The following is a 15,578-nucleotide window of genomic DNA, read 5'->3' as shown; positions in this document are numbered from 1 at the left end:
CTCCAGCCAGATTGCCTCACCGCAAACCAACGTATCGGAATCACACCACGAGTGCGGCCGCCGACAGGTTGACGAAAACCATAGGGACACCCCCCCACCAGGGGTTTTGCTGATCGCCTCGACGCGCCCGCCGCCGGGTTGCTATGAATTCGGCTGTGTTCATGAAGAGGACTTCGCCGATCCGCGGCCGGATGGCTTGGTGGACAGCAGTATTCGGGCTTCTGCTGGCCGTGCCGGTGCCCGCCACGGCCGGCCCGGCAACCGACTCCTACGTCGACTCCCTCGCCGATGCCGCACCGGCGCCCACCCTGCAGTGGACCGACTGCGATTCCGGATTCTCCTGTGCGACAGCGCGAGTGCCACTGGACTACGCGCATCCCGAGGCCCGATCGATCGACCTGGCCGTGATCAAACTCCCCGCCGCCGACCCGGCCCGGCGGATCGGCACGCTGTTCGTCAACTTCGGCGGCCCCGGCCGGTCCGGGGTGCAGCGGCTGCGGGAACGGGCGCACTGGCCGTGGCTGTTCTCCGACGAGCTGCGCGCCCGCTTCGATCTGGTGTCCTGGGATTCCCGTGGCGTCGCGAACAGCGCACCGGTGCACTGTTTTCCGGATGCGACCGCACAGCAGCTGTTCTTCGCCACCTATCCCGCGATGCCCGGCACGCCCGGCACGGAGCCGCGGTTCTTCGCGGCCGCGAAGACGCTTGCGGACAACTGCGGGCAGCGCGCCGCCGACCTGCTGCCCCACCTGTCGACCGAGAACACCGCCCGAGATCTGGACCTGCTGCGCCGGGCCGTCGGCGACGACAAGCTGACATACCACGGCATTTCGTACGGCACCTACCTGGGCGCGCTGTACGCCAACATGTTTCCCGGCCGGGTCCGCGCCCTGGCATTGGACGGCTCGATGGATTTCCGCGGTAACGCCCTCGGTCTCGACGACGCCGCCGCCGACCAGCCCATCGACACCCGGCAGGACGTCGCCACCGGAATCGCGGGCACCTTCGACGCCATGCTCGACGCCTGTGTGGCGGCAGGGCCCGAATGTGCCTTCTCCCAGGGAGATCCGCGAGACAAATGGCAGCAGATCCTGGAACGGGTACGGCGCGAACCGATCTCGTGGGACGGCAAACGCTACGACTACGGCACCGTGGTGGCCGCGGCGGGCCAGCTGTCCAATCCGGCCGGCTGGCCGCGGGTCGCCGCCACCCTGCAACTTCTCTACGATCTGCGCAACACACCGTATCGGCCGACCGATGTGCTCGCCGAGACCGCGGCCCTGGTGCGGCAGGTGGCCGATATCGGCACGGGCAGCTCGCAAGGCCTGGGCGGCACCGGCGCCAACACCTACGATGACAACTACACCGAGGCCTTCCACGGCGTCCAGTGCGCCGACAGCCGGGTGCCGCGCGACGAGCGGCGCTACAGCGCCCTCGCGATCAGTGAGGACCAGCGGGTGCCCGTCTTCGGCCGGCTCGGCGTCCTGGACGCATTGACCTGCGCCTATTGGCCGCAGACCGCCGTGAACCCCTACCCGGGACCGTGGAATCGGCCGACCGCCCCGATCCTGGTGATCAACAGTCGCAATGATCCCGCGACACCGCTGGCCGGAGCCGCCGCCGGTGCGGCCGAACTGTCGGACGCGCGCCTGTTGGTGGTGGAGGGCGCCGGGCACAGCAGCATGTACGTGCACAGCACATGCGCGGAGGCCGCGAAACGCGAATATCTCATCGCGGGAACGCTTCCGGCCAGCGGCACGACCTGTCCGATCGACGGCAACCCGTTCGATTAGAGCGACGCGGCGGCCCGGGCGGGATCGCGCACGTCGATTCCCGCCTCGGCCCAGGCGTCGCGCAATGCCGCCGCGCCGCGGATCCGAACCCACGCCGCCTCCGTCGCGGTGATCGGCGCGACCGCCAGGAATCGCACAGGCTCAGCGGGTTCCGGCAGCGCCACCTCCGGGATGTCGCTCGCACCCAGTAGCACCGCGGTGAACGGTGCGTCGGCCCACAATGGTTCTCCCAGATCGAGCAGCGCATCCGCCTGCAGCACAACACCTTCCACCGCAGGTGCCGCCACCAGTACGCCCAGCGTGCGGGTCAACCCCGAACCCGCGCCCACACCGCCGCGTAGTGTCAGCACCAGCTCCGCACGCGGCCCGCGCACCGGATCGGCCAGCGCCGCGGCCGGATCCGTCATCGGATGCCGGGAGCCACCCAGTGTGGCGTAGTGCACGAACTCGCCGTTCGGGATACGCAGGATGTCGATGGGCTCCAGCCCCAGAAACGTCACCGATGCCGCGTCCGCGGACTCCACCCCGAAATGACCGAGCAGCGCGGCCCGGACCTGATCCATTACCTCCATGGATCTAGATGGCCAGCCTGGCGAGCATGTCGCGCGCCTGCTCGGCGGTCTTCGGGTCGCACAGCACGTCGTAGCGGCCGGCCACCAGCTGCATGGTGGAGGCGAAGTCGCGCTGGCCCCGGGTGGCCGCGTACGGGATGGACGCGGAGATGAGGCCGAAGATGATGCCGCCGATCAGGCCGACCGCCAGCGGGCCGATGGTCCCGCCGGAGGTGAACATGCTCAGGAGCAGACCCAGGAACAGGCCCAGCCAGGCGCCCGAAACCATGCCGCCGCCAATGACTTTTCCCCAGGTCAGCCGGTACAGCACACGCTCGACCTGCATGAGGTCGACACCGACGATGGTCACGCCCTCCACCGCGAACTGGTTGTCGGCCAGGTAGTCGACCGCCCGCTGCGCCTCGGCATAGGTCGGGTAGGAGCCGACCGGCCAGCCCGACGGTGGCGTCGGCAGGCCGGGACGGCCCCGGCTCGGATTCCCCATGGGATTCGTCATGAGTCCATCATGCTATTTCGCGTCGACGGGCGCTGGTACGAAACGCGTGGTTCGCGCCATTCCGGCGGCCCTGCCTTTATCAGCGATCACCTGAGCCATCTTGGCGCTGGCCTCGTCGATCATCTCGTCACCGAGCATCACCGCGCCCCGCGCGCCGCCCTCGGTCGAGGTGTGGAACGCGTAGGCGTCGAGGATCTCCTCGGCCCGGTCGTAATCGGCCTGGCGCGGGCTGAAGATCTCGTTGCAGGCGGTGATCTGATCCGGGTGCAGCACCCACTTGCCGTCGAAACCCAGTGCGGCCGTGCGGGATGCGTTGCGGCGGAAGCCGTCGATATCGCGGACCGCCAGGTAGGGGCCGTCGATGGCCTGCAGGCCGTGGGCGCGGGCCGCCAGCAGGATCGTCATATAGATGTGGTGATAGGCGTCACCCGGCTCGTAGCCCTCGGGCTGCTCGCCCACCACCAGGGTGCGCATATTGATCGAGGCCATGAAGTCGGCGGGACCGAACACCAGGGTCTGCACCCGCGGGCTCGCGGTCGCGATGGCGTCGATATTGCGCAGCCCGAGCGCGTTCTCGATCTGCGGTTCGATCCCGATCCGCCCGACCGGCAGCCCGTTGGCCTTCTCCAGCTGGGTCAGCAGCAGGTCGAGGGCCTGCACCTGCCCGGCGTCGATGACCTTCGGCAGCAGGATGGCGTCCAACTCCGAGCCCGCGCCCTCCACCACCGTGATGACGTCGGCATACGTGTGCTCAGTGGTCCAATCGTTGACCCGCACAACGCGAATCTGGGCACCCCAGCCGCCGGAGTTGAGGGCCGCCACGATGTTCGCCCGCGCGGCCGCCTTCGCTGCCGGCGCGACCGCGTCCTCGAGATCCAGGAACACCTCGTCGGCGGGCAGTCCCTTGGCCTTCTCGATCATGCGCGGGTTGCTGCCGGGGACTGCGAGCACCGATCGGCGCGATGTCATGGCTCACTCCTTCACATGGCGCGACATTTTGGACGCGCTCGACCCATTAGCCTTACCAAACATGGCAGCGACGAAGGTTTTCGCCGCCCGGTTGGCGGGCTTGGTGGTACTGGGACCGGACGGCGAGTCTATCGGCCGCCTCCGCGACATCGTGATCTCGATACGGTATGACCGCCAGCAGCCCAGGGTGCTGGGCGTGCTCGTCGAACTCCCCACCCGCAAGCGCATTTTCGTGCCCATGCTGCGGGTCCAGGCCATCGAACCGGGCGCTGTCACCCTCACCACCGGCACCATCAGCGTGCGCCGCTTCGAGCAGCGGCCCGGCGAGCTGCTGGCCGTCGCGCAGATCCTGGACTCCACGGTCCGCGTCGCCGATCCCGAGCTGCCGCAGCTGGCGAGCGCTGACGTGGTGGTCGTCGACCTGGGTATCGAGCAGAGCCGCACCCGCGACTGGGTAGTGTCCCGGGTAGCCGTGCGCGAACGCCGCCGCCTCGGCGTGGGCTTCGGCCGGCGCGGCGCGGTGCACGTGGTCGACTGGGCACAGGTGCGCGGCCTCACCCAGACCGAGCTGGACCTGCCCGGCCAGGACGTCACCCAGCTGCTCGAGCAGTTCGAGGGCATGCGCCCCGCCGACGTCGCGCACCTGCTGCGCGAACTGCCGCTCAAGCGCCGCATCGAGGTGGCGGCCGCCTTCGACGACGAGCGGCTGGCCGACGTGGTCCAGGAGCTGCCCGAGAACGACCAGATGGAACTGCTCGCACAGCTCGGCGTTGAACGCGCGGCCGACCTGCTCGAGGCCATGGACCCCGACGACGCCGCCGACCTGCTGGGCGAGCTGCCCACGGGCGAGGCGGAATCGCTGCTGGCGCTGATGGATCCTGAGGACTCCGAACCGGTGCGCCGCCTGCTCGAGCACGCGCCCTACACCGCCGGTGGTCTGATGACGCCCGACGCCATCGTCATCACCGCCTCCACCACGGTCGCCGAGGCGCTGGCCCGCATCCGCGATCCCGAGCTGACCCCGGCCCTGGCGTCGATGGTCTTCGTGGTGCGTCCGCCCACGGCCACCCCGACCGGCCGCTACCTGGGCTGCGTGCACTTCCAGCAGTTGCTGCGGGAGCCGCCCGCGAACCTGGTCGGCGGCATTGTCGACACCGATCTGGTGCAGCTGCGGCCCGATGCCCCGCTCACCGCCGTGACCCGCTATTTCGCCACCTACAACCTGGTGTGCGGACCGGTGGTGGACACGGAGAATCATCTACTGGGAGCCGTCACCGTCGATGACGTGCTCGACCACCTGCTGCCCGAGGACTGGCGCGAGCAGGACGAAGACCATCACGATGCGCACGGCATGCCCGTGATCGAGGGGACGGGAGGCCGCGCATGAGCGAACGGCTCGAAAAACTCAGCGCCCGCCAGCGTTTGGAGACCCCGGTGCAGAGCCGCTTCCGCGGTCTCGACTGGGATCCCGAGGCGATGGCACGTTCCAGCGAGAAGGTGGCCCGCTTCCTGGGCACCGGCCGCTACCTGGTGATCCAGACCGTCATCGTGGTGGTGTGGATCCTGCTCAATGTGTTCGCGCTGCGGCTGCAGTGGGACCCGTATCCGTTCATCCTGTTGAATCTGGCGTTCTCCACCCAGGCTGCCTACGCCGCGCCGCTGATCCTGCTGGCACAGAACCGCCAGGATAATCGCGACCGGGTCTCGCTCGAGGAGGACCGGACACGAGCGGCCCAGACGAAAGCCGACACCGAATTCCTGGCGCGTGAGCTCGCCGCGCTGCGGCTGGCAGTGGGCGAGGTCGCCACGCGCGACTACGTGCGCCGGGAACTGGACGACATTAAGGAATCCCTGGTCAGACTGGAGAAACTGGCCGTAGGCGGCGAGATCGCGAAGGCCAGGAAATCAAAGAAGAGTACCGATCGGAAGTCTGCTGAGGTCGCAATTTCGGCACAAAAAGATGGCGACTGACCATCGAAGTTGTTCCGATCGAGCTGACTGATGGGTAACCTGGATCACGTTGTTCCGAGCGACCTACCCAGACACTGCCGCTGTATGAGTGTCACCACGGGGCATCGGCCGCACGACTGAGGGGATTGTGTGGTGGCGAAGAGACTATCTGCTCCGGTGACAGCGTCGGCACTGTTGATTGCGGGCCTGGTCACCGCCGGTTCTGCCACCAATACGACCGTCCACACCGTGGCCCCGCAGGCCGCGCCGGACACGTTGCTGGCAGCCGCCTCGGCGCGCAACGCGAGTGTGAACAGTCCCGCCGACACCCCCTCGGATCAGACCGTCGGCCTCGTTCCGGCGGCTCCGGAGGCCCCCCGCAAACTCAGCGCAATGACCCCGCCCACCGACGGCTCGCCGCTCTTCGGCGGCGCCGTGCCGCTGCGGGACATCGCGTTGCCCGGCGGCAGTGGCGTGCTGGGCATTCCGGAGATCGTGCTGGCTGCCTACCGCAATGCCGAACTGGCGCTGCAGTCTTCGGACCCGAACTGCCATCTGCCCTGGTACCTGCTGGCCGGCATCGGCCGCATCGAGTCCAACCACGCCAACAACGGCCGCACCGACGCCGCGGGCACCACGGTCTCCCCCATCTACGGCCCGGCCCTGGACGGGACGCTGCCCGGCAACGAGATCATCAAGGCCAGCGACGGTAGTTTCGTCCGGGCTATCGGCCCCATGCAGTTCCTGCCCAGCACCTGGTCGGTGTACGCCGCCAATGGAAAGGGCAGCGGCACACCGGATCCCAACAATGTCTTCGACGCCGCGCTGGCGGCGGGCAAGTACCTGTGCTCGGGCGGCATGGACCTGGCCGATCCGCAGCAGCAGCTCCGGGCCGTGCTGCGCTACAACAATTCGGTGTCGTACGCGGCCAATGTGCTCAGCTGGGCCAATGCGTACAAGACCGGCGGCGCACCGCAGCAGGTGAGCATCTCGCCGGATCTGGTGCCCAACAACTACGTTCCGGTCAGCGGCCCGGATATCACGGTGGCCTCCACCACGATTCCGGCCACCGAGGCGCCCGACACAACACAGCAGACCACCACGCCGACGCCGACCCAGGTGATGATCACCATCCCGGGCCTGCCGCCGATCCCGTGCGGCATCTTCTGCCCGGCTCCGGTGGTGCCCGCGAATCCCTGTGAGCAGGTGGCGGTTCCGGCGCAGCAGCAGCCGGATCAGAAGGCCGACAAGGTCCCCGGCGACCCGGCCACCGACGACAAGACCAAGCCCGAGGACGCCGCCAAGCCCGAGAACGGCAAGCCGAACGAGCAGCAGTTCGGACCCGACGGCAAGCCGGTGGTCAAGGATCAGCCCGCCGTCACCTCCTGCAACACCCAGACGGGTCAGCAGAACCAGAAGCCCCAGGATCAGCCGCAGCAGGCCGTCCAGCAACCGCAGGACCAGCAAACGGTCACGCCCAGCAAGACGCCCGCACCCGAGGCCGACGTCCCGCCCGATTCCGCTCCCGACACCACCACGACCACCACCCCGGCCCCGGGCATCACGCTGCCGTTCGGCATCACGATTCCGCTTCCGGCCCCGGCCCCGGCGCCTGCCCCGTAACGACTGTGTGATTCGCGAGTTTCGGAGCGACGCTCCGGAACTCGCTTCTGACTTGCGTTTCCTTCAAATCCTGAGAGTTGGTCACGAAGGGGTAACAGGAAGGTCTCGGATAAGGTAACGTGGCCTCTGTTGCATCACCCCGGTATCAACCGATGGCAATGGAGGGTCACCACACAGTGGGTCGTCACCGCAAACCCCCGGTCCCGAAAGTTCGCCGTGGATCGGTCATCGCATTGACCGGGCTCGTGCCCGCCGGACTGGCCGCAGTTACCGGAGCCGGCGACGGGAACATCGCCGACAAGCTCGCAGCTACCGTCCAGCACCAGCTGTCGAACGACAGCGAGGAACAACTACCCAAGCCCGAGGCTGCCGTATTACCCGCCGCCGCACCGGAACCGCTGCTGCACGAGGCTAAACAGGTTGCACCCGTTGGCCCTCCGGAAGTGAAGTCCGTCGCGCAGCCGGACGGCCGGGTGCCGTCGGCGCGCCCCGCCGGGCCGCTCGGCATGCCGGGCGTCGCGCAAGACGCCTACGAGAACGCGGAACGCATTCTGGCCGTGGAGAATCCGACCTGCAATATGCCGTGGAACCTGCTGGCCGGTATCGGCCGGGTCGAATCCGGCCATGGCTACGGCAAGATCGATGACGACGGCTATCCACTCGAACCCGTCTACGGCCCGATCCTGGACGGCAGGCTGGCCGGGAACAACGTGGTCGCGACCTCCGGCGGCGGCGACCTGGACGGCTTGTCCGGCAGCTACCGCCGCGCCGTCGGCCCCATGCAGTTCCTGCCCGAGACCTGGCGCAAGTACGCGGCCGACGGCAATGGCGACGGCGTCGCCGATCCGCAGAACATCTACGACGCCGCGCTCACCGCCGGCAAGTACCTCTGCTCGGGCGGCCTCGACATGCGTGATCCGGGCCAGCAGACCCGGGCCATCCTGCGCTACAACAACTCCATGGCGTACGTCGCGAACGTCATGGCATGGGAGACCGCGTACGGCTCGGGGATCTCCCCGGCGGCCGCCGCGCTCCCCCGCATCTGACCGCTCCGCCCCACATCCGACCACGCCGTACACACCCGCCCCCGGTATAAGCGGAGGGCGAAAGCGGAACGGCTCGAGGCGCTCCTAGACTTGGGCGCATGCCAGTGCTTACGGAATCGGATGTGCGGGTCGCGCTCGCGAAGGTGATCGACCCGGAGATCCGGAAGCCGATCACCGAGCTGGGCATGGTGAAGAGCGTCGCGGTCGGCGCGGATAGCGGTGTCCACGTTGTGATCTACCTGACAACGTCGGCCTGCCCGATGAAATCCGCCATCCAGGAACGGGTCACGAAGGCCGTCGCCGACGTGGCCGGAGTCGGCGCCATCACGGTCGAGCTGGACGTCATGAACGACGAGCAGCGCACCGAACTGCGCCGCAAGCTGCGCGGTGACGCCGCGGAACCGGTCATCCCCTTCGCCCAGCCCGGCTCGCTCACCCGCGTCTACGCGGTCGCCTCCGGCAAGGGCGGTGTCGGAAAGTCCTCGGTCACCGTCAATCTCGCCGCCGCCATGGCCGCCAAGGGCCTCTCGGTGGGCGTGCTCGACGCCGACATCTACGGCCACAGCGTGCCCCGCATGCTGGGCACCGAGCAGCGGCCCACCCAGGTCGAGCGCATGATCCTGCCGCCCATCGCGCACGACGTGAAGGTCATCTCGATCTCCATGTTCACTAAGGGCAACACCCCGGTGGTGTGGCGCGGCCCGATGCTGCACCGCGCGCTGCAGCAGTTCCTGGCCGACGTCTTCTGGGGCGACCTCGACATCCTGCTGCTGGACCTGCCGCCCGGGACCGGCGACGTGGCCATCTCGCTGGCCCAGCTCATCCCGAACGCGGAGATCCTGGTCGTGACGACCCCGCAGCTGGCCGCCGCCGAGGTCGCCGAGCGCGCGGGCTCCATCGCCCTGCAGACCCGCCAGCGCATCGCCGGTGTCATCGAGAACATGTCCTGGCTCGACCTGCCCGACGGCACCCGCATGGAGCTCTACGGCGCCGGCGGCGGCCAGACCGTGGCCGACAACCTGACCCGCGCCATCGGCGCGAATGTCGCGCTGCTGGGCCAGATCCCGATCGAGCAACAGCTGCGCGAGGCCGGCGACGAGGGCACCCCCATCGTGCTGCGTGCCCCCGAAAGCCCGTCGGGTCGGGCCCTGCTCGACATCGCCGACAAGCTGTCCGTCCGCCGACGCGGCCTGGCCGGCATGTCCCTCTCCATCGACACCACCCGTCACCTGTAGCAATCACGATCGGGGAGCTCTCAGCGCGGAATTCGCTCGAATTCCCGCGCTGAGAGCTCCCCGGCTTTGCTCTCCCTTTGGGGGAGTGCGGAATTCGACGGCGCGTTTCCGCCAGGGGTACGGGCGGACTGCGGTGCGGGCGGGCCCTAAGCTCGGGGCATGCTCACGATGCTGCTGTACGTGCTGATCGTCGGATTGGTCGCCGCGCTGCTTTTCCTGGTGGCCAGTGCGATCTTCGGGCGGTCGGAGGAGCTCGGGCCGCTGCCGGAGGGGACGACCGTCACCGTGCTGCCCGCGGCGGGGATCAGCGGCTGCGATGTGCGGGCACTGCGCTTCCAGCAGGTGTTCCGGGGGTACAAGGCGGGCGAGGTGGACTGGGCCCTGACCCGGCTCGCCGCTCGCATCGACGAACTCGAGGGCGAACTCGCCCGCGTGACCGGAGCGGAGGCGGCGGCGGAGCCGACGGCCGAGCCCGGCACGGATTCGCAGCCCGGGTCGGGCGAGCCATCCGCGCCCCGGCGGAGCGCGGGCTCGAACGGCGAGGCGTCGGCCCCCCGGGTGCTCCCGGCCGAACCGGCCGCTCCGGCGGAGCATGGCGAAGAGCCGGGCGCGCGGTGACCGCGTACACGAGCGCCGACGGACTGATTCGGTGCGGATGGGCGGAGGGGTCCCAGCTTTATCGGGATTACCACGATCAGGAGTGGGGACGCCCGCTGCACGGCGATGACGCGCTATTCGAACGAATGTGCCTCGAGGCGTTTCAGTCGGGGTTGGCGTGGATCACGATTTTGCGGAAGCGGCCGGCCTTCCGTACCGCATTCGAGGGCTTCGCGATCGAACGGGTGGCGGGGTTCGGGGATGCCGATGTGGAACGTCTCATGGCGGATCCGAGCATTGTTCGCAATCGGGCCAAAATAGTGGCGAGCGTCCACAATGCGCGGGTTGCCCGCGATCTCGGCGAGAGCCTGGACGCCCTGCTCTGGTCCTATGCCCCGGCCCCGCACAAGCGCCCGCGGAGCATGTCCGATGTGCCCGCTGTCACAACCGAAAGCACCGCTCTCGCAAAAGAACTCAAGCGGCGCGGGTTCAAATTCGTGGGGCCCACGACCGCGTACGCACTCATGCAGGCGACGGGGATGGTAGACGATCACATCGCCGATTGCTGGGTGAATGTGAGTACACGCTGAACGCCACGACGGTCGGTTTTTGGAACTCAGGTACCCGCCTCGATCCGCGATAGGGAAGAATGGGCATGGTGTAGCCCGCCACATGCCGGCGGGCTGCCTGGTTGGTGACAACTGGAGTTCCATGAAAGTGCGCAGCAGACCGCGCAGATCTGGAGGGAGCAGAGGATGGCGGCCATGAAGCCCCGCACCGGGGACGGTCCCCTCGAGGCAACCAAGGAAGGGCGTGGAATCGTCATGCGGGTTCCACTCGAGGGTGGCGGGCGTCTGGTCGTCGAGCTCACGCCGGATGAAGCCGCGGCGCTCGGTGACGAACTCGTCAAAGTCACCAGCTGATCGATCGACTCGCCGGTGCCGGTGAGCCCAACTCCCGGGACTCTCAGGGGCTTCGCCCCCGAACCCCCTCGAGAATCCCGGGGGCTCCCAGGCTTACCGGTACCACGGTGAACAACAGCTCATATCCCCCCTCAGTCGGCACTGCCGAGCCCTCCCCCGCGGAACGGCTCCTGGCCTGCGCCGACCTGCTGGCCTGCCCACAGTGCAGCCGGTCCCTCGCGGCTCCCGTGGTCGGCGACCCCGCCGCCCGGACCCTGCGCTGCCCGCACGGCCACAGTTTCGACCTGGCCAAGCAGGGCTACGTCAGCCTCCTCACCGGCGCGTCTACCAAAATGACCGGCGACACCCCGGCCATGCTCGACGCCCGCACCGCCTTTCAAGCCGCAGGCCATTTCGCCCCGATCGCCGCCGCCCTGGCCGAGACCGTCGCAGCAGCCATCCCCCACCGCGACGCCGAACCCGCCATCACCACCCCTCGCCCCGTAACTGATTTCGACACAGCAGTATTCGGAGCGGACTCTCCCGCGGCTGCCACCTCGCCCGCACACCCACCGGCACCCCACCGACACGGCGACCCCGCACACCCGGCGAGCTCCCACGATCCAGGCAAACCCGGCCCAGCCACCCCGCCCCGGCATCCACGCCTCCGCTCCGGAACCATCGCACCCGGAATGTCCGTTACTTCGGCCTCCGCGGCACGACTCGCCACCACCCTCCTGTCCGCAGGCGTGGCCCCCGCACCCAAATCGACCGGTGGCGCCGTCTCGGCCCCAGCACCCGGTGCCACGGATGAGGCCGATCACGAGGTCGCTGCCTCGTCGCCAGCGCCAGGCGGGCAGTGGCACCGGGGCGATGCCGGTCACGGGCTCGCCGCTGGAGGTCAGCCCGCCGAGAGCACGAGTCGGACGAAGGCACACGCCGCGCCTCGGGAATCCGCCGTCGACCGGTCCGCGACGGCGGCGGAGAATCCGTCGGCCGGTCCGAATTCAGCGGTGCGGGAAGGCACTACGAGCGGCACGGCACTGCTCGAGATCGGGGCGGGGACCGGGTATTACTTGGCGGCCGTGTTGGATGCGGTGCCGGGAGCTCGGGGAGTCGCCCTCGACGTGTCGAAGGCGGCGGCGCGGCGGGCGGCTCGGGCGCATGCGCGGGCCGGGTCGGTGCTGGCGGATGCGTGGCGAGGGCTGCCGGTGCGGGATGGCGTGATGGGGGCGGTGGTGTCGGTGTTCGCGCCGCGCAATGCGGACGAGGTGGCGCGGGTGCTGGCGGACGGCGGGCGGTTCGTGGTGGTGACGCCGACCTCGCGGCATCTGGGCGAGCTGATCGAGCCGCTCGGGATGGTGAGTGTGGATGCGGCCAAGGCGGATCGGCTCGCCGAATCGCTCGGGGAGCGGTTCGAGCTGGTAGGACACGATGCGGTCGAGTACACGATGGAGCTCTCGCACGAGGATGTGGCGAATGTGGCGGCCATGGGGCCGTCGGCATTTCATGCGGCCGAGCGGCGGGCGGAACAGATTGCGGCCCTGCCTGATCCGATGCCGGTAACCGCGTCGGTCACGATCTCGGTGTATCGCCCGCGCTGAGCCCGGGCGGTTCCGGGGGTTTCGGGCGGTTCGGGAGCAGGTCGAGGAGGTTGTGGACCAGGGGGCGGGTGTCGTCCGCCCGAGTGGCGATGTAAATCGTTGTGGCCGCGTCGGTTTCGGCGAGGGGGATGATGCGAACCGAGTCGGGGGCGGTGAAGGTGGCGCTGCGTGGGGCGATGGTGACGCCCAGGCCCGCGGCGACCAGGTAGAGGATGATGGTCCAGTTGGTGGCCTCCTGGACGATGCGGGCGCGGCGGCCGGATTTCAGGAGCGGCGCGAGGTTCTTCTCGTAGGCGAGTCCGCCCGCGGCGCGCGGGAAGAAGACCAGTGGGTGCTCGGCGAGTTCGGCGCCGGTGAGGGTGGTGCGTCCGGCGTCGGGGTGGTCGGCGGGCAGGATCGCCACGAACGGCTCGGTCATGAGGGGGACGGTCACGGTGCCGGGCTGCTCATCGGGGTCGCGCACGATGGCCATGTCGAGGGTGCCGTTGGCGAGGCGCTCCATCAGGTGGCTGGTGAACCCTTCGACCAGGTCGACCCGCACGAGTGGGAAGCGTTCGCGGAATTCGCGGACCCCGCGCAACGGTTCGAGCGGCAGCACCGAGGGGACGAAGCCCAGGTAGAGCGTGCCCTGACTGCCCTGGCCGATACGGGTGACCTCGGCCAGGTCGCGTTCGGCGTGACCTAGCAGGGCGCGGGCGCGCTCGCGCAACACGATTCCGGCAGCGGTGAGGGCGACGGTGCGCGAGGTGCGGTCGAAGAGCCGGGTCCCGAGCAGGGTTTCCAGGCGCTGGATCTGCTGGGTGAGGGCGGGCTGGGCGATGTGCAGGCGGGCAGCGGCCCGTCCGAAGTGCAGCTCCTCCGCGACCGCCAGGAAGTAGCGCAGGTGCCGCAGCTCCACACCGGGGTTCATAAGCTCATCGTATCGATCGCAGCTATCAAGTATTGGACGTTATGGTTCGACGTCCGACATGCTTCCCTGGTGACTCAGCAGACGGAAGCCCGCGCCCAGGAACTCGATTCGATCGTGGTCGCGCCGATGTCCTCCCCAGACGACGCTCGCGCCTTCAAGGACCTGAACCTGGAGTGGATCGAGACCATCTTCTCGGTCGAGCCCGCCGACCTCGCCACCCTCGACAATCCGCAGGCCATCGTCGATTACGGCGGCGAGGTGCTGATCGCCCGGCTGGACGGCGAGGCCGTCGGCTGTGTCGCGCTGGTCCAGGAGGAGCCGGGCGTGTTCGAGCTGTCGAAAATGGCTGTGTCGCCGCGTTTCCGGGGCCGCGGCATCGGCCGGGTGGTGCTGGCCACCGCCATCGAGCGGGTGCGCGACCTGGGCGCGACGGAGTTCTTCCTGGCGAGCAATGCCCGGCTGGCCAGTGCCGTGCACCTGTACGAGGCGATGGGTTTCGTGCACGTGCCGCCTTCGGAACTGCCGCCCAGTCCCTATGACCGGGCCGATGTGTTCATGCGGTATCCCCTGACCGCCTGAACCGGCGCCCCGCTACCCCTTGCGGACCAGGTCGTAGATGTGCGCGGTGCGCGCGGCGATCCGGTTCCAGTCGAAGGCGCCGATCGCCCGGTCGCGGCCGGCCGCACCCATCGCGGCGGCCGTGACCGGGTCGGCCGCAACGGTGTTCACGGCGCGGGCCAGACCGCGCTCGTAGTCCCGGGGCGCGGTCTCGTCGTAATGGACCAGCCGCCCGGTCTCCCCCGGCACCACCACCTCCGGAATCCCGCCCACATCCGAGGCCACCACCGCGGTCCCGCAGGCCATGGCCTCCAGGTTCACGATGCCCAGCGGCTCGTACACCGACGGGCACACGAAAACCGTTGCGGCCGCGAGCACCTGCCGCACCAGTTCGGTGGGCAGCATCTCCTTGATCCAGAACACGCCGTCGCGGTCGGCCCGCAGCGCCCGCACCGACGCCGCCACCTCGGCCTCCATGGCGGGCGTGTCGGCGGCCCCGGCCAGCAGCACCAGCTGAATGTCCGGATCCAGATGCCGGGCCGCAGCCAGCAGATGCGACACGCCCTTCTGCCGGGTGATGCGCCCGACGAACGCCGCGATGGGCCGTCCCTGGGACACGCCGAGTTCGGTGAGCACGTCCCGCGAGCCGGACGCGGGACCGCCCGGATGCCAGACGTCGGCGTCGATGCCGTTGTGCACCACATGGACTTTGGCGGGATCGATGTCGGGGTAGGCGGCGATCACATCGGCGCGCATGCCCGCACTCACCGCGATGACGGCGTCGGCGTAGGTCATGGCATTGTGTTCCGACCACGAGGACAGCCGGTAGCCCCCGCCGAGTTGTTCGGCCTTCCACGGCCGCCGCGGCTCGAGCGAATGCGCGGTCAACACGTGCGGAATCCCGTACAACTGCCCGGCCAGATGCCCCGCGAGCCCGGTGTACCAGGTGTGCGAGTGCACCACGTCGGCGAAGCTCGCGGCGTCGGCCATGCGCAGCTGCGCGGACATCATCTGCAGCGCGGAATTCGCGGCATAGAGCATCGGATCCGGTTGGTGCACCACGGCATCCGCACGCGCGACCCCCATGCAGTGCACGGTGACATCGCACAGCCGCCGCAACCGCGACACAAGTTCGGTGACGTGCACCCCCGCCCCGCCGTACACCTCCGGCGGGTATTCGCGGGTCATAACAGCCACTCGCAGTCCACGAGTTGCTCTGTCCAATTTGCCTCCGCTCCGCTCCGGCTGTTCGCGGCCCGGTGCATCCGTCTCAGGGTTGACGCGATGCCTACACCGGTCCAACGTAAACGCTTGCAGCGGAGC

General features: G+C 68.9%; 15 protein-coding genes and 2 pseudogenes. 12 read left to right on the top strand and 5 right to left on the bottom strand.

What is annotated here, in order from left to right:
• The first annotated feature begins 161 nt into the window (after window positions 1-161).
• Entirely contained in the window at window positions 162-1,793 is a 1,632-nt protein-coding gene (locus tag ABZ909_RS02875) for an alpha/beta hydrolase (protein ID WP_356995884.1), read from the top strand.
• Here the strand turns inward: ABZ909_RS02875 and ABZ909_RS02870 are convergent.
• The 3 genes from ABZ909_RS02870 to ABZ909_RS02860 are packed head-to-tail and all read right to left on the bottom strand — an operon-like array spanning window position 1,790 to window position 3,830.
• The gene (locus ABZ909_RS02870) at window positions 1,790-2,356 is read right to left on the bottom strand and encodes a suppressor of fused domain protein (RefSeq protein ID WP_356995883.1); all 567 of its coding nucleotides are present in this window, start codon (window positions 2,354-2,356) and stop codon (window positions 1,790-1,792) included. The two genes, ABZ909_RS02875 and ABZ909_RS02870, sit on opposite strands and share 4 nt — an antisense overlap.
• Window positions 2,357-2,369: 13 nt before the next feature.
• Window positions 2,370-2,861 carry a general stress protein gene (locus tag ABZ909_RS02865; RefSeq protein WP_356995882.1) on the bottom strand — a complete coding sequence of 164 codons (492 nt, stop codon included), beginning with the start codon at window positions 2,859-2,861 and terminating at the stop codon, window positions 2,370-2,372.
• 12 nt (window positions 2,862-2,873) lie between these two features.
• Window positions 2,874-3,830 (bottom strand): CoA ester lyase, encoded by a 957-nt coding sequence (locus tag ABZ909_RS02860; protein WP_356995881.1) that lies wholly within the window; start codon window positions 3,828-3,830, stop codon window positions 2,874-2,876.
• 61 nt (window positions 3,831-3,891) lie between these two features.
• Here ABZ909_RS02860 and ABZ909_RS02855 point away from each other — a divergent pair, with 61 nt between their 5' ends.
• From ABZ909_RS02855 to ABZ909_RS02810, 10 genes and pseudogenes are all read left to right on the top strand, one after another.
• On the top strand, window positions 3,892-5,217 hold the full coding sequence (locus tag ABZ909_RS02855; RefSeq protein ID WP_356995880.1) for a CBS domain-containing protein: 1,326 nt from the start codon (window positions 3,892-3,894) through the stop codon (window positions 5,215-5,217).
• Window positions 5,214-5,801, top strand: a complete 588-nt coding sequence (locus tag ABZ909_RS02850; protein WP_356995879.1) for a DUF1003 domain-containing protein — start codon at window positions 5,214-5,216, stop codon at window positions 5,799-5,801. Before ABZ909_RS02855 ends, ABZ909_RS02850 begins: the two co-directional genes overlap by 4 nt.
• Before the next feature lie 156 nt (window positions 5,802-5,957).
• Window positions 5,958-7,403, top strand: a complete 1,446-nt coding sequence (locus tag ABZ909_RS02845; RefSeq protein ID WP_356995878.1) for a lytic murein transglycosylase — start codon at window positions 5,958-5,960, stop codon at window positions 7,401-7,403.
• 158 nt (window positions 7,404-7,561) lie between these two features.
• Window positions 7,562-8,449 (top strand): lytic murein transglycosylase, encoded by an 888-nt coding sequence (locus ABZ909_RS02840; RefSeq protein ID WP_356995917.1) that lies wholly within the window; start codon window positions 7,562-7,564, stop codon window positions 8,447-8,449.
• 98 nt (window positions 8,450-8,547) lie between these two features.
• Entirely contained in the window at window positions 8,548-9,684 is a 1,137-nt protein-coding gene (locus ABZ909_RS02835) for an Mrp/NBP35 family ATP-binding protein (protein ID WP_356995877.1), read from the top strand.
• Window positions 9,685-9,843: 159 nt separating this feature from the next.
• Entirely contained in the window at window positions 9,844-10,302 is a 459-nt protein-coding gene (locus tag ABZ909_RS02830) for a DivIVA domain-containing protein (RefSeq protein ID WP_356995876.1), read from the top strand.
• The gene (locus ABZ909_RS02825; protein ID WP_356995875.1) at window positions 10,299-10,871 is read left to right on the top strand and encodes a DNA-3-methyladenine glycosylase I; all 573 of its coding nucleotides are present in this window, start codon (window positions 10,299-10,301) and stop codon (window positions 10,869-10,871) included. The genes ABZ909_RS02830 and ABZ909_RS02825 overlap by 4 nt, the downstream gene beginning before the upstream one ends.
• Before the next feature lie 165 nt (window positions 10,872-11,036).
• Window positions 11,037-11,204: a DUF3117 domain-containing protein gene (locus ABZ909_RS02820; RefSeq protein ID WP_083869218.1), complete on the top strand. Its 168-nt coding sequence runs from the start codon at window positions 11,037-11,039 to the stop codon at window positions 11,202-11,204.
• Window positions 11,205-11,392: 188 nt separating this feature from the next.
• Window positions 11,393-11,623: pseudogene (locus ABZ909_RS02815) on the top strand (putative RNA methyltransferase); the annotation flags it as partial.
• A 603-nt stretch (window positions 11,624-12,226) separates the two neighbouring features.
• A pseudogene (locus ABZ909_RS02810) lies at window positions 12,227-12,787 on the top strand (methyltransferase domain-containing protein); the annotation flags it as partial.
• Here the strand turns inward: ABZ909_RS02810 and ABZ909_RS02805 are convergent.
• Complete coding sequence (locus ABZ909_RS02805) at window positions 12,759-13,697, bottom strand: LysR substrate-binding domain-containing protein (RefSeq protein WP_356995874.1); 939 nt, start codon at window positions 13,695-13,697, stop codon at window positions 12,759-12,761. The pseudogene ABZ909_RS02810 and the gene ABZ909_RS02805 overlap by 29 nt on opposite strands.
• Before the next feature lie 69 nt (window positions 13,698-13,766).
• Between ABZ909_RS02805 and ABZ909_RS02800 the strand changes: the two genes are divergently transcribed.
• Window positions 13,767-14,276, top strand: coding sequence for a GNAT family N-acetyltransferase (locus tag ABZ909_RS02800; RefSeq protein WP_356995873.1), 510 nt, complete (start codon window positions 13,767-13,769; stop codon window positions 14,274-14,276).
• A gap of 12 nt (window positions 14,277-14,288) precedes the next feature.
• On the opposite strand, the gene glgA is transcribed toward ABZ909_RS02800, so the two are convergent.
• Entirely contained in the window at window positions 14,289-15,458 is a 1,170-nt protein-coding gene (gene glgA / locus ABZ909_RS02795; RefSeq protein ID WP_356995916.1) for a glycogen synthase, read from the bottom strand.
• Between the last annotated feature and the right edge of the window lie 120 nt (window positions 15,459-15,578).

This window comes from Nocardia sp. NPDC046763, from assembly GCF_040645495.1.
Classification (GTDB): domain Bacteria; phylum Actinomycetota; class Actinomycetes; order Mycobacteriales; family Mycobacteriaceae; genus Nocardia.
The sequence above is the reverse complement of the archived record's forward strand: the minus strand, read 5'-3'. Positions and strand labels throughout refer to the sequence as shown.